The following is a 14,656-nucleotide window of genomic DNA, read 5'->3' as shown; positions in this document are numbered from 1 at the left end:
TCAAAACTTTTCTATCAGACAATCAGATAAACGATCAAACATATAGACAACCAAAAAACGTGCCAAATCAATCAAAAATCAAAAACGGGTTTCTGCACAAAAAATTTCATCAAATCATTTGATTCCATAGCAAGACCAGCCACAAAGGAAACGAATACAGGTGACTGCATAATGAAAATGAACATGAAAAGCAAAAAAGATAATACTTTTTATACCACAAAAATTCCCTCAGCTACAATAAATTACTCCGGGCCTGATCTTTTTTTCATTTAAATCAGCCGGGTTTTTTCCTTGAGCCATGATGCCACATCCTTATCCAGTTCAGGGGACAGCTTTTCATATACCATGGTGTGATATGAATTGATCCAGTCTTTTTCCTCGCCTGACAGCATATCTGTGTCAATCAAATTATTTTCAAAATGACAATATGTCAGGTTTTCAAATTTCATAAATGTTCCAAACTCATTTTCAAAGGCCTGATCCACAAGAATCATGTTTTCCAAACGGATACCATAACCGCCCTCCCTGTAGACACCCGGTTCATTGGTCAGCACCATACCTTTTTCAAGTTTCACATCAACCGGATGGGGACTGATCCTTGCCGGGCCTTCATGAACACACAAAAAGAACCCGACGCCATGCCCTGTACCATGACCAAAATCCATTCCCTGTTTCCATAAATACTGCCTTGCCAGCGTATCAATCTGGAACCCTCTGGTTCCTTTGGGAAAAAGTGCTGTTGCCACGGCAATATGGCCTTTGAGAACCAGGGTGTAATCTGTTATTTCCTTTTTTGACGGTTCACCCCGAAAAACAGTCCGGGTAATATCGGTTGTACCGGTAAAATAATTACCACCTGAATCAAATAAAAACATACCATCGCTGCCAATGACCACATCAGATTCTTTTGTTGCCGAATAATGGCACATGGCTGAATGGTCCCGGTAAGCAATGATCGGATCAAAACTGTTATCCACAAACAAATGCTGGTCTTTTCGAAACCCATACAATATATCTGCAACAGATTGTTCGGTTATTTGTGCATTCTCACCCTGCTGGGCAAGCCAGAAAAGAAAATTGACAACCGCCACCCCGTCTTTTACTGCAGTGTGTCTCAAATGAGCAATTTGTGTCTCATTTTTAACAGCCTTGAGCGCAATGGCCGGATTGGGCTTTTCAATAATCCTGCAATTTTTATTAATAGACTGATACAGTCTGTAATTGGTATTTTCAGGATCAATTAAAATTGTTTGCTGATCTTGAATTTGCGATAATGCAATGGTAATGCTTTCATATTCAGCAAGGTGAACACCATCATGTTTCAACTCCTGTTCAAGCGCAGCACTTATTTTTTTCTTGTTGACAAACAAAGACACCTTGTCAGGTCCAATCAATAAAAACGCAATATTTACAGGATTTGTATGAACATCTTTTCCCCTAAGATTCAAGGTCCAGGCAATATCATCAAGGGTTGCCGTCAAATGGTAGCCTGCACCCAGGGTATCCATCCGGTTCCGAATTTGCCTGATTTTATCCTGTCTGTTTTCTCCGGCATATTTTTCCGACAGACAAAAGGCCTGTGACATTGGCATGGCAGGCCTGTTAGTCCATAGTTCCCTTATAATATCCATTTTTGTATCCAGCAAAAGGCCTTTGGCTTTAAATTTTTTTTCATACTTTTTCACATTGGCTGTGCTGAACACGTTCCCATCCATACCAATGGTATCTTTTGGCTTGAGCGTATCAATCAGCCATTTTTGAAAGGTCGCAACATCCGGTTCTCCCGCTTTATACAGCTTGAACCGTGATCCTGCGATCTGTTGTTCAGCCTGGATATAGTATCTGAAATCCGTCCACAAACCAGCATGATCAAGTGTTATGACAGCCGTTCCGGCAGAGCCTGAAAATCCGGTAAGCCACTTTCTTGCCTGCCAGTGTTCGGCAACATATTCACTCTGATGTGGATCATCGCTTGGAACAACAATTGCAGCAAAATTTTTATCTTTCATCCATTGCCGGATCATATCTAATTTTTCATTTGTATTCATTATTTAACCTTTATTTAACATTGGTTTATCGCAACAAAAAAATAGGGAAATGGCAATTTGTTGAGCTTGATCAACAACAAATCCATAAAGCAAACTCCAGGTCAGCATACAATAGTTTAAATTTTTCTCCCAATTGTTTTTTACACCCTCAAAAAAAACTCAGGCAATTCTTACAAACCGTTCCTTTTATTTCCATTTTTTCGTGTTAATATGAACTGTTTCAATCACTGAATTTAAAGGAGCCTGATAAATAGATGAACTGCAATTTTGATGAAATAATTGACCGGAGCGGCACGTCTTCTTTGAAATATGAAAAATACAAAGACACGGATATCCTGCCCATGTGGGTGGCGGACATGGATTTTAAAGTCCCGACCCCTGTTTTAAAAATCCTTCAACAAAGCATTGAACATGGAATTTTGGGATATACGATTGTTCCCGACGAACTCAACTGTGCAGTTATAAAACGATTAAAATCCCTCTATGACTGGAAAGTTGAAAAAGAGTGGATCATATGGATTCCAGGTGTTGTCAGCGCATTGAACAATTCTTGCAAAACCATTGGCAAACCACAAGATCAGATTGTCACCACAACACCTATATACCCGCCGTTTTTAGATGCCCCTGGAAACTGCGAAAAAAAACTTGTCACTGTTCCAATGGTAGAGATAAAACAGCGGGCAACCCTTGATTTTGATGCCCTTGAAAACAAATTCAAAAAAAACACCAGCCTGTTTATGTTCTGCAGCCCGTATAACCCATGTGGAACTGTTTTTACACGACAGGAAATCAACAAGCTTGTGGAGCTTTGCGCTGCCAATGATGTTGTCATCTGTTCAGATGAAATCCACAGTGATTTTGTCCTGGACAATGACAAGCACCATCTGCCCACTGCATCAATATCACAAACCGCCGCCCAACAAACAATCACCTTGATGGCACCTTCCAAAACTTATAATATTCCGGGTCTTGGCTGTTCTTTTGCCATCATCCCGGATGAACGGTTAAGACAAAAATTCACATCCGGATTACAAGGCCTGATTCCCCATGTAAATCTATTGGGCCTTTTCGCGGCAACAGCCGCGTATAAAGAGTGTGATGACTGGCTCTTTCAATTGATTGCCTACCTGAGAAAAAACCGGGACATTGTTCAAACCAGGATCAATAAAATGAAAGGGTGCAAACTCAACCCTATTGAATCCACCTACCTTGCCTGGATTGATGTCAGGCAGACAGGGCTTGAAGATCCTGTCCGTTTTTTTGAACAGGCAGGTGTGGGACTGTCCGACGGCCGTTTTTTTGGACAAAAAGGGTTTGTACGCCTCAATTTCGGATGTCCGAAATCTGTGCTTGAAAAAGGGTTAAACAGAATGGAAACCGCCTTAAATAAACTGTGACGGCAAAAATCAAAAAACCGTTAGCCGCTCCAAACATTACGGCATAAAATTCCTTGACTATGAAAAGCCTTCTTTTTATAGTCAAAAGAATGGGGTTAAATTGTAACTATGCTGTCCGAAACAAACATTTCATACTAAAGGGGAATTAACGATGAAAAAACATTCTTTAAGCTTAGTAATATTATCATGCATTTTTCTGCTTTTTTCTTGTGGCGAAAAACCCACGGATGAATCAGAAACCATTCCAAAACTCAAACAGAAAAATAAAACGCCCATACAAAAAGCTGAAAAACAATCTGATGAATCAATCAAGCTGGGTGTTGCAGGCGCACACAGCGGGGATCTTGCATCCTATGGGCTGCCTACGGTAAATGCCGCAAGGCTGGTTGTAAACAAAATAAATCAAAATGGCGGAGTTCTTGGCAAACAGGTTGAACTTTTAGTGGAAGATGACGTGTGTAAGCCTGAAGTTGCCGGCAATACGGCCACAAAACTTATTTCAGACGGAGTTGACGTTGTGCTTGGCCATATCTGCAGCGGCGCAACCAAATCCGCCATGGGAATTTACAAAGATGCCGGCATTATTGCCATGTCCCCTTCCGCCACAAATCCTGATTTAACCTTGTCAGGTGAATACCCCAATTTTTTAAGAACCATTGCCCACGATGCTGTTCAGGCAAAAATTCAGGTAAAGTTTGCAACCGAAGTTCTTAAGGTTAAAAAAATTGTCATACTCCATGACAAGGGAGATTATGGAAAAGGACAGGCCGAGCTTGCACAAAAATATTTTACAGAGGCAGGTATTGAAGTGGCTCTTTTCGAAGGCGTAACACCAGGTTCTGTAGACTATTCAGCCATTGTCATGAAAGTCAGGCAGATCAAACCCGAACTTGTTGTATGGGGCGGTTATCATCCTGAAGCATCCAAAATAGTAACACTTATGCGCAAGAAAAAAATGGACACTCTTTTCATGGGCTCAGATGGTATAAAAGACGATACCTTTATCAAAGTTGCAGGCAAATATGCCGAAGGCGTTTTTGCCACAGGCCCCATGGATGTTTCCGGCAATGAACTTGCCATTGCGGCAAAAAAAGAACATCAGAACGTTTATGGAACCGATCCCGGCGCATTTTTTGATGCCGCATATGCAGCAACCCTTGCCTTGCTCAACGCTATTGAAAAAGCAGGAGGTACAGATTACGATGCCGTCATGAAAGCCCTTAAATCAGAGTATGTTGAAACACCCCTTGGAAAAATCAGCTTTGATGAAAATGGTGATGCAACAGGCATAGGCTTTTCTGTTTACCGGATACAAGACGGTGCATTTGTCGAACAAAAATAATGGTGGGCAAAAATAATGTCGAACAAGCAAAGCAGGTAATATGGATTTTGACTATTTCTCATACCTTTTTTTTGGCGGACTGACCAGGGGCAGCATCTATGCCCTGATAGCCCTGGGCTATACCATGGTATACGGCATCATACAGCTTATCAATTTTGCCCATGGTGAAATCTACATGATCGGTGCCTTTACGGGCCTGATTGTGGCAAGCGTCCTGACAATGATGGGAATGCCAAGCCTGGCTGTTATTATCGTTGCTGCAGCAGCATCCATCATATATGCCAGTGCCTACGGTTTCACCATTGAAAAAATTGCTTATAAACCACTGAGGGATGCAAATGCACCGCGTCTTTCCGCACTGATCAGTGCCATTGGAATGTCGCTTTTCCTCCAGAACTATGTCCTTTTGGCCCAGACATCAGACTTTCTGCCGTTTCCAAGCCTGATTCCCGATTTTAAATTCTGGGAACCTTATTCACATATCTGGACATCGGCTGAACTTGTTATTTTTATTACAACGGTTATTGTAATGATCTTTCTCACCTTTCTCATCAAATTCACGAAAATCGGTAAAGCCATGCGTGCCACATCCCAGGACAAAACAATGGCATCTCTTCTTGGAATAAATGTAAACAAAGTGATCACCTTCACATTTGTTGTGGGTTCTGCCACTGCTGCAATCGGAGGTCTTTTAATTGCGTCCCACATCGGGCAGATCAATTTTTACATGGGATTTATTGCAGGCATCAAGGCATTTGTTGCAGCAGTTCTCGGAGGCATCGGCTCCATACCTGGAGCTGTTCTCGGCTCATTGGTTTTAGGATGGACGGAAAGCTTTTTTACAGGCTATATCTCAAGTGATTACGAGGATGTGTTTGCGTTTTTGTTTCTTGTCGGAATCCTGATACTGAGACCTTCGGGAATCCTGGGCAAATCCGAGACACAGAAAGTATAGATTATGACAATAAAAAGTGAAATAAAAAAATCAATTCTGGCAGCACTGTGGTTCATGTTTCTGACATTTCCAATCATGGTGATCCGGGTCAATACGGTTGAAAATATTGTTCAGTGGCGCTGGATAAATATGGCCTTTGTTGGGGCGGGCTCTTTTTTTTTCAGCATGCTCTGGCGATACATGATCAAACAAAAATCCATGAAAGCAAAAAAAGAGGCTATTGATAAACTCTCTTTTGTTCAAAAAATTTCCCAGAAAAAAAAGATCTTTATTCCCTTGATGATACTGCTGGGATGTTTCATCCTTGCCTTCCCCCATCTGTTCTCCATGTACCAGACCAATATCATGATTTCAGCCTTGATCTATGTGATGCTTGGACTAGGCCTTAACATTGTTATCGGTCTTGCAGGACTTTTGGACCTTGGATATGTCGCTTTTTTTGCTGTGGGAGCATACTCCTATGCCCTGCTCAACTATCACTACGGCCTTATATTCTGGATTGCCCTGCCCTTAGGCGGAATTCTTGCTCTGATCTTTGGCGTAATACTGGGTTACCCTGTATTAAGACTCAGGGGGGACTACCTTGCCATTGTAACCCTGGGATTTGGAGAAATCATTCGCCTTGTTCTTGAAAACTGGAATGATTTCTCCTTTGGCCCCAGCGGCATCGCCAATATTCCCAAGCCCCCTCTTTTCGGCGTTGACCTTTCCCTTTCAGGATCAATCATTTATTTATACTACATCATTGTGGGGCTGGTCATCTTTACCATATTTGTGATCAACCGACTTGAAAATTCACGGATCGGAAGAGCCTGGATTGCCCTTAAAGACGATGAAATAGCTTGCCAGGCCATGGGAATCGACAAGGCAAAAACAAAACTTAGAGCCTTTGGACTAGGGGCCATGTGGGCCGGGATGGGAGGTGTGATTTTTGCCGCAAAAACAACTTTTATCAATCCTGCCAGTTTTACCATATGGGAGTCGGTAATTATACTGTGTACGGTTGTGCTTGGCGGCATGGGTTCCATAACCGGTGTGATTTCAGGAGCGCTTCTTCTCATTTTGCTACCGGAATATTTAAGGGCATTTGCAGAATTCAGAATGATCATATTTGGTGCGGTTCTTGTTCTTATGATGGTTTTCAGGCCCGGCGGAATCATAAAAAATGTCCGCAAAACATACAAATTTCAAAAAACATAACTCTTTTCAACCATTAAAGTGTTTAAATGAAACCTATTCTTGAAGTAAAAAACATGACCATGGCCTTTGGCGGCTTACGGGCCCTTGACAGCCTTGATATCTGTATTCACGCAGGGCAGATTGCAGCTCTTATCGGTCCCAATGGTGCCGGTAAAACAACATTTTTTAACTGCATTACAGGTATTTACAAACCCACAAAAGGGGATATTCTTATCTTTCCCAAAGGAAAGCAGGAGAGGATAAACGGGCTTAAACCCAATATTGTTACAAAAAAAGGGCTGGCCAGAACCTTTCAGAATATTCGTCTCTTTGAATCCATGACGGTTCTTGAAAATGTCATGATCGGATGCCACCCCATTACAAAAACAGGTGTACTGGGTGCAATATTCCGTGGCAAAGCCACAAAAGCGGAAGAAAAATTCATTGTTGAAAAAGCCTATTCCATACTTGAAAAAATAGGCCTTGAAATGTATGTGAATGAACTGGCCACAAATCTTCCCTATGGTGCCCAGCGTCGCCTTGAAATTGCCAGGGCAATGGCAACAAACCCCTTTCTTCTGCTCCTTGATGAGCCTGCAGCCGGCATGAATCCCCAGGAGACAAAAAGCCTGGATGATCTTATCATAAAGCTCCGGGATGAGGAGAACGTATCAATCCTCCTGATTGAACATGACATGAAACTTGTCATGAGCCTGTCTGACAATATTCATGTGGTGGATTACGGCAAAAAAATTGCAGAAGGCACCCCTGAAGAGATAAAGTCGAACCCGGAAGTAATCAAAGCCTATCTTGGAGATGAATCCTATAATGCTTAAACTCAGCAATATCCATACATATTATGGAAATATTCATGCCCTCAAAGGGATTGACCTTGAGGTAAAAGAAGGGGAAATAATATCCCTTATAGGAGCCAATGGAGCGGGAAAATCCACCGCCTTGATGACAACCAGCGGCATTGTTCCGGCCAAACGCGGCAGAATAGAGTTTAAAGGCCTTGATATAACAGCAATGCCGCCCGAAGAAATTGTCAAAATGGGCATCTGCCAGGTTCCCGAAGGCCGAAGAATTTTTCCTTACCTCACGGTTGCTGAAAATCTTGACATGGGTGCTTTTTTACGCAATGACACAAACAACATCACAAAAGATCTGGACTATGTTTACACGCTGTTTCCCATACTGGCTGAAAGAAAAAACCAGGCAGGCGGAACCTTAAGCGGAGGTGAACAGCAAATGCTTGCCATATCAAGGGCATTGATGTCACGGCCCACAGTACTGCTGCTGGATGAACCCTCCCTTGGGCTGGCACCCCTGATCGTCAAACAGATTTTTAGTATTATTAAAAAAATAAATGAAGAACAGAATACCACTATTTTTATTGTTGAACAAAATGCAAATCTTGCTCTGAAAAAAGCCCACCGGGGGTATGTAATGGAAAACGGTGTGATTACATTAACCGATACGGGAACAAATCTTCTTGCCAACGAAGATGTTAAAAAGGCATATCTGGGCATATAGAGGGTTAAACTTATGTTTCAGGCTGCTGAATCCCCAAACCAAGAGGTTCAAGCAGCCATTTTATATACAACGGCAAAAAGTGTTCCGCTTTCGACCCGCACTCCCAAGCATTAAAGCGTTTGTCAGGCTGGTCTGCATTATTAATTTATAAGACCTGTTATTCCAGTTTTTTTGATAAATTATCGGCGATTGCGTCCAGAAATTCCCGGGTGTTGAGATAGTGGCTTTTATCAAGATTTTTACCATGAATAGTCAGTGCCAGATCCTTGGTCATCTTACCGCTTTCAACAGTATCTATACAGACCTGCTCAAGGGTGTTGCAAAAATCAATCAATGCCTGATTTTTATCCAGTTTTCCCCGGAAAGCAAGACCTCTTGTCCATGCAAAAATCGAAGCAATGGGATTGGTCGACGTTGGGTTTCCTTTCTGGTGTTCCCTGAAATGCCGTGTAACCGTGCCATGGGCAGCCTCGGCTTCCATTGTATTTCCGTCCGGGGTAACCAGGCAGGAGGTCATAAGCCCCAGAGAGCCAAATCCCTGAGCCAGGGTATCCGACTGAACATCCCCGTCATAATTTTTACATGCCCAGACAAAGGCTCCTTCCCATTTCAGGGCGGCAGCCACCATATCATCAATCAACCTGTGTTCATAGCCAATGGACAGTTCATCCATTTTTTGTTTATAGTGTTCCTGGTAAACCTGCTCAAAAATATCTTTAAACCTGCCATCGTATTTTTTTAGAATGGTATTTTTTGTGGAAAGATACAGGGGCCATTTTTTATTGATGGCCTGATTAAAACATGAATGGGCAAAACCAAAAATGGATTCATCAGTATTGTACATACCCATGGCAACCCCGCCGCCGGCAAAGTCATAGACCTCAAACACTTCTGGGTCTGAACCGTCCGCAGGAGTGAATGTCAGCTCAAGTTTGCCTTTTTTTTTCACAACAAAATCCGTGGCCCTGTATTGATCTCCAAAAGCATGACGACCGATACAAATAGGATATTTCCAGGTGGTAACAAGTCTTGGAATGTTTTTTACCACAATGGGTTCCCTGAAAACCGTTCCGCCCAGGATATTCCGGATAGTGCCATTAGGAGAACGGTACATCTCTTTGAGGCCGAATTCTTCAACACGGGCTTCATCAGGTGTAATGGTCGCGCATTTAATCCCCACTCCAACCTTTTTTACAGCATTGGCAGCATCAACCGTCACCTGATCAAGGGTATCATCCCGGTTCACAATACCCAGATCATAATAAACGGTTTCCAATTCCAGATAGGGGAAAATAAGCTTACCCTTGATTTCTTTCCAGATGATCCGTGTCATTTCATCCCCGTCCAAATCAACGACTGGATTTTCTACAATTATTTTTTCCATTGTCATATCCTTCAAATTAAATATATTTTCTTATGAAACGCAAAGATTCACATCCGGAATAACTCCCATGACAGATTAAACCACCACAGCAAAAATCAAAAACCTATTTATGAATTTTTTAAGACTTTCATATAAACGGCCATGACAGATCACTCTGCCACAACAAATAATGAAAGATATTTAATTTCAGCAGGTTAAAAGGTCTTTCATATAAAAAACTTCCATGGCCTGTCCTGGTCTTCAACTGACTCTTTTTTTTACATTTTCTTTTTGAGGTTGATAAAATTGCTTCTCTCAAATCCAAGCTTTTTAAAGAAAGAAAGCACATCAGTGGAATCCCAGAGGACAGAGGAGTATATAGCTTTAATCCCTTTATCTTTGCATATATCACAAATTTTTCCTGCAAGTTTTAACCCAATGCCCTGCCCCATATAATCAGGATGAACGCCAACATCCATAATCCAGGCACTCTTTTTAATCCCAAACCCAGCATAAAGGGCGGTACTTAGAATATATCCCACCACATTCCCGTTAATTTCAGCTACCAGACTAAATTTACTGGCTCCTTCCGATATCTGTCTCTCAATAGTTTTTTTATAATTTACTTGTGTATCATCATCAGAGATAGCCTTGCGTATATATTGAATTGCCTCTGAATCATTAAAGGTTATTTGTCTTATTTTGACTGTGTTTTCCACAAGATCCTCCATTATTATTCTACTTTTATGATCTTCACAGTATGCCCTACCCAGTTCGGCGGAAGATAAATTCTACCGCTGTTACCGCTGGATTTCACTTCTTTCTCAATCATTTCCTCTCCATAAACCTCAAATTTCACCTTGGTCTGTGATGGGAATTGACTTTCTTCAGCTTTGTCTTTTTTTTCTTTATCAGCCATATAACTTCCTATTTTGCAAAAAAAGGTTTGATACCGGTTTTTTGATTCAGAGTCAATTTTTTTTGTGTAAAGCACCTTATATTTATACGGTTTTATATCGTTCCCACACGAATTATTCCTGAGTTTAATCATGAATAGCTTAATTTCAACTGTTATATAGCCATATTATAAATATTTTACGAATTTTTCAACATCAAAGTGACATTTTCTACTATTCGTCCTTAAAAACAAAAAAAAAGGGCAGGAAAAAATCATGTTCTTTCCCACCCCTTTTTGAAACATTATACTGAAGAACTGCGGATTTACTTAACCCCCGAACAGATAAGACGTTAAGTGTATTATAACAACAAGTCTTACGCAGAATTCAGGTTATTAAATCCTGAGTGTCCTAAATCAAAGGCTTATAAACCGCACTTTTCATTATAACATACCGCATGGCAAGGTCTCCTGCAAAAACACAGGCCAACCTCAAGAAAATCAAAACTCCATTGGTATCCCCACCCCACATGATCAGGGTGAAAATAAGCGGAAGAACAATGCCAAGCCCAACCACACCACCAAGAGAGATCTTTAGCATTTCGCCGCTCACCTGCATTTTAACGGATGCCTTACCGATTTCATTGCTGTGATAGGTTCCCCAGACATACAGCAGTATGCACAAGAAATAAGCAAAGAAAAACACCTCAGCCCAGACTTCCATTCCAGATGCAAGCGCAGCAGATCCGGAAACGGCAAACATGAACTGCAAGAGTTGCTGACCAATCCATACCCCGGATATGATGGATAAAGGCAGCACCATATTTGAACTCCAGGCCGGCAAAGCCCTGATGACATTCATGGTGGCAAATCCATGGGAAATAATTAAAAGACACACAATTCCCATAATAAAGTTAAAAACAATATTAAAACTGCCGGTCAGCATCTGTAGAAACCCTAATACTGCAAAGACTCCTATAACCCAAATTCCCCGGGACAACTCGGACGTATTGGGTTTCATGAGCATTCGCCAGGCCCTAAATGGATTTCCCAGGTAGAGGACATGAATAATACCGCCAAGAATCAGGGTAATCAGCCAGCCTATAATCAATCCTGCAGTATTCTCATAAAAGAGTGATACAAAATAAAGGCCTGCTCCGATCTCTGAGAAAAAGAAAGCCAGCCAGAGAAAAATACCTTTATCATCAATCCATTGCTGCTGGCGGGTGGGATTTACCATCCACTCATAGGGCTTGAGTCCGCTGCCGTCAGGAGGAAACATTATTTGTTCAAGTTCGTGAATTTTCTTACTCATGTTATATTCCTCCTTTAGTCTTTATAAATCTTAACGGCAACAGCGGTTTCCATGTTACCTGCAACAGGATCAAAATATTTCAGTTTTGAAGGCAACAGCTTGCAGAAGTTGGCACCTTTACCTTTGGCAATGGGTCGCCCATCAGCCCACAGTCCGCCCTGACCCGCAATACCTATAACTTTCGGGCTCTGGGCTTCCATGGTTTTCACAATCCCGTTTTCCTTGACCCCGGCTTTGGTTTCAATCCAGATGATATCTCCGTCTTTTAACCCTCTTTTCTTTGCCATTGTCGTGTTTAATGTGATGGTGAAGGTATATGGGCACATCTTTGATACTTCGTCCACATACGGATTCTGGAAGGTTGTATTGTTTGTGTGCAAAATATCCCTGTAAGAAAATGCCAGAAGGTCATATTCATCATCCAGATCCTTATGGGATTCAGGCCAGAACCAGGATGGAAGCGGCGTATACTGATCCATTTCCATTTCCAGATCAAAACCGGTTTTCTCAAAGATATCTTCCATGGCTTTTCTGTCATGAATCAGGTATTCCATATAAACCGGGCACCTGGAATCAATATCCCATCTCCAGTAGACATCTTCAATTTTTTTAGGCCAGGTGGCATATCCCTGTTTTTCAATTTTTTCCTTGTCTTTGCCATAGACCCATTTCAGGAATCTTTCTCCGATCTGCTTCCAGGTTAAAACTTCACCTGGTTTGATCTGAAGTTCAGGATCTTCCACGCCGTAGTACTCGTTCATTTTCTGGTTGAACTTATCAAGGACTCCCACACGTTTGGCCACATCAATATATACATCCATGAAGAAACGAGATTCGCCAACAGGTTCGGCAACCGGCTGCTGAAGGTGTACATACCAGTCTTCATGGGACGGACTGCCGGAGAAGAAGAACGCATCAATTTCAGAAGACCAGCAGTCTTTTTCAAGATAAGACACATCCGGCAAAATAAGATCGCCAATGGCCTGGTCGGTTTCATTTATCCACAGGTCGTTTTGAACAACAAAGCAGTCTTTAAAATTTCTAACAGCAACATCCCAGTCGGAATTACTGATAACAAAATTGGCTGAAATTCCGAAAATCATTTCAGGTTTGGATTTCATGCCGAATTTTTCATGAATGTATTCCATTTCATCAACATAGGGGATATGAGAAAGCGTGCAGTGTGTCCATACATCCACACATCCCATGTTGGTGGCGGGAAGCTTGGCTGAATGTACTGGCCAGGGGTCATGAGAATAGAATACGGAAGGAACAATAACCCCGTCAGTACCAACGCTGCAGGTCTGCTCGTAATTGCCGCCCGGATAGGCACGTCTTATAGCAGGCCATCCCAGTGTACCGCCGGGTACGTCTTCCGCACCAACAAGCTGGGCCATCAAGTCAATTGCAGCCACCTGATGGATGCCGTTTGTATGACCCTGTGAGCCACGGAAAGTAACGGAAGAAACCGGTCTGTACGGAAAAGTTTTTCCTTCAAGAGTAATAGTGGAGCCGATCTGGGCATTATCCACCCATTCTTTGGCCACTTGAAGAATCTTGGCAACTGGAACAGTTGATATGTCAGAGGCCCATTGCGGTGTAAATTGTTTCAAATGTTCTTTAAAAGGAACAAAACAGGGTCTGACTTTTTCACCATTGTATTCATATTCACCATCAAGGGCACAATTTTCAAAAGCAAGAGTCTTGTCGTCATACTCCTTGATCGTACCGTCTTTTTCATCATATATCATTGGTTTGTTACTGTCTTCATAACGTATGTATGTGCCGTCGGCTTTAATCAGATACGGGAAATTGGTTTTGGCTTTAAGATAAAGTATGTCCATTTCACCGCGTGTGTTAACGATATAGTTGGCAATTGCCAGACCAACTGCAGCATCCGTACCCGGAAGAATTGCAACCCATTCGGTTGCCTTGCCGCCGGCAAAGTTACCCATTGGATCAAAAACCGTTTCCTTGATACCGCGTCTGACTGCATCGGCTCTCAACCGGGCCATGGTCATGGCTGAATGTCCGGAGCCGGTGCCTTTACTGGAACCCCATTTTAAAACATATTTTGTATATCTCCAGTCAGGAGCAATGGACCATGCACCATGAATCAAACCACCCAGCATATGGCAGGCATTTCCACAATGAAGACTTCCGCCGCCAATAATAAAGTTACCATTGTTTTTCACGCCAAATGCCTGGGCATAAAAATACGCATGATTATGGGGGCCGTCAGAAGCTCTCATTGTCTGGTTGGTAAAAAGAATCTTGTTGGGATCATCTTCCATGATTTTTTTCATCTTGGTGGAAATGATATCAAGTGCTTCGTCCCATTCAATTTCTTTCCATTTCGGATCCACACCAAGCCCTTTTTCAGGATTGGTTCTCAACATAGGCTTTTTGATCCTGTTGGGATCATGATAATACATCAACCCTGCCGTACCCTTACCGCAAAGACCTGAGCCTTCACCGCCCATGGTGCTGTCTTTTATTCCTTCAACTTTTACAGGGACACCGTTCACCACCCGAACTCTTGCTGCACAACCGGAGTAGCATACGCCACAGGTGGTATTTACCCATTTGTCTTCCCAAATTTCATCTGTTTTATAGGTCATAATTC

Annotated in this window: 12 protein-coding genes; 6 read left to right on the top strand and 6 right to left on the bottom strand. The window is 42.1% G+C overall.

Annotated features, from left to right (window positions below; genetic code table 11):
- Positions 1-269: 269 nt before the first annotated feature.
- Positions 270-2,048, bottom strand: a complete 1,779-nt coding sequence (locus TOL2_RS01385; protein ID WP_014955772.1) for an aminopeptidase P family protein — start codon at positions 2,046-2,048, stop codon at positions 270-272.
- Between the two features lie 254 nt (positions 2,049-2,302).
- Between TOL2_RS01385 and TOL2_RS01380 the strand changes: the two genes are divergently transcribed.
- From TOL2_RS01380 to TOL2_RS01355, 6 genes are all read left to right on the top strand, one after another.
- Positions 2,303-3,445 (top strand): MalY/PatB family protein, encoded by a 1,143-nt coding sequence (locus tag TOL2_RS01380; protein ID WP_014955771.1) that lies wholly within the window; start codon positions 2,303-2,305, stop codon positions 3,443-3,445.
- Positions 3,446-3,596: 151 nt separating this feature from the next.
- Positions 3,597-4,787 carry a branched-chain amino acid ABC transporter substrate-binding protein gene (locus tag TOL2_RS01375; RefSeq protein ID WP_014955770.1) on the top strand — a complete coding sequence of 397 codons (1,191 nt, stop codon included), beginning with the start codon at positions 3,597-3,599 and terminating at the stop codon, positions 4,785-4,787.
- Between the two features lie 40 nt (positions 4,788-4,827).
- On the top strand, positions 4,828-5,742 hold the full coding sequence (locus tag TOL2_RS01370) for a branched-chain amino acid ABC transporter permease (protein ID WP_014955769.1): 915 nt from the start codon (positions 4,828-4,830) through the stop codon (positions 5,740-5,742).
- A gap of 3 nt (positions 5,743-5,745) precedes the next feature.
- Positions 5,746-6,942 carry an ABC transporter permease subunit gene (locus tag TOL2_RS01365; protein ID WP_014955768.1) on the top strand — a complete coding sequence of 399 codons (1,197 nt, stop codon included), beginning with the start codon at positions 5,746-5,748 and terminating at the stop codon, positions 6,940-6,942.
- A gap of 26 nt (positions 6,943-6,968) precedes the next feature.
- On the top strand, positions 6,969-7,757 hold the full coding sequence (locus TOL2_RS01360) for an ABC transporter ATP-binding protein (RefSeq protein ID WP_014955767.1): 789 nt from the start codon (positions 6,969-6,971) through the stop codon (positions 7,755-7,757).
- Complete coding sequence (locus tag TOL2_RS01355; RefSeq protein WP_014955766.1) at positions 7,750-8,457, top strand: ABC transporter ATP-binding protein; 708 nt, start codon at positions 7,750-7,752, stop codon at positions 8,455-8,457. The genes TOL2_RS01360 and TOL2_RS01355 overlap by 8 nt, the downstream gene beginning before the upstream one ends.
- A 157-nt stretch (positions 8,458-8,614) precedes the next feature.
- Here TOL2_RS01355 and TOL2_RS01350 read toward each other — a convergent pair whose 3' ends face one another.
- The 5 genes from TOL2_RS01350 to TOL2_RS01330 form a co-directional block, all read right to left on the bottom strand.
- Complete coding sequence (locus TOL2_RS01350; protein ID WP_014955765.1) at positions 8,615-9,841, bottom strand: isocitrate dehydrogenase (NADP(+)); 1,227 nt, start codon at positions 9,839-9,841, stop codon at positions 8,615-8,617.
- 257 nt (positions 9,842-10,098) lie between these two features.
- Positions 10,099-10,539, bottom strand: coding sequence for a GNAT family N-acetyltransferase (locus TOL2_RS01345; protein ID WP_139169059.1), 441 nt, complete (start codon positions 10,537-10,539; stop codon positions 10,099-10,101).
- 14 nt (positions 10,540-10,553) lie between these two features.
- A complete protein-coding gene (locus TOL2_RS01340) occupies positions 10,554-10,739 on the bottom strand; it encodes a DUF2080 family transposase-associated protein (protein WP_014955763.1) in 186 nt (61 codons plus the stop codon).
- Positions 10,740-11,127: 388 nt separating this feature from the next.
- Entirely contained in the window at positions 11,128-12,030 is a 903-nt protein-coding gene (locus TOL2_RS01335) for a hypothetical protein (protein ID WP_014955762.1), read from the bottom strand.
- A 14-nt stretch (positions 12,031-12,044) separates the two neighbouring features.
- On the bottom strand, positions 12,045-14,651 hold the full coding sequence (locus TOL2_RS01330) for a molybdopterin-dependent oxidoreductase (RefSeq protein WP_014955761.1): 2,607 nt from the start codon (positions 14,649-14,651) through the stop codon (positions 12,045-12,047).
- Positions 14,652-14,656: the final 5 nt, after the last annotated feature.

The organism is Desulfobacula toluolica Tol2, from assembly GCF_000307105.1.
Lineage (GTDB): Bacteria > Desulfobacterota > Desulfobacteria > Desulfobacterales > Desulfobacteraceae > Desulfobacula > Desulfobacula toluolica.
Note: the sequence above shows the minus strand (reverse complement) of the source record. Positions and strands in the feature narration are given on the sequence as shown.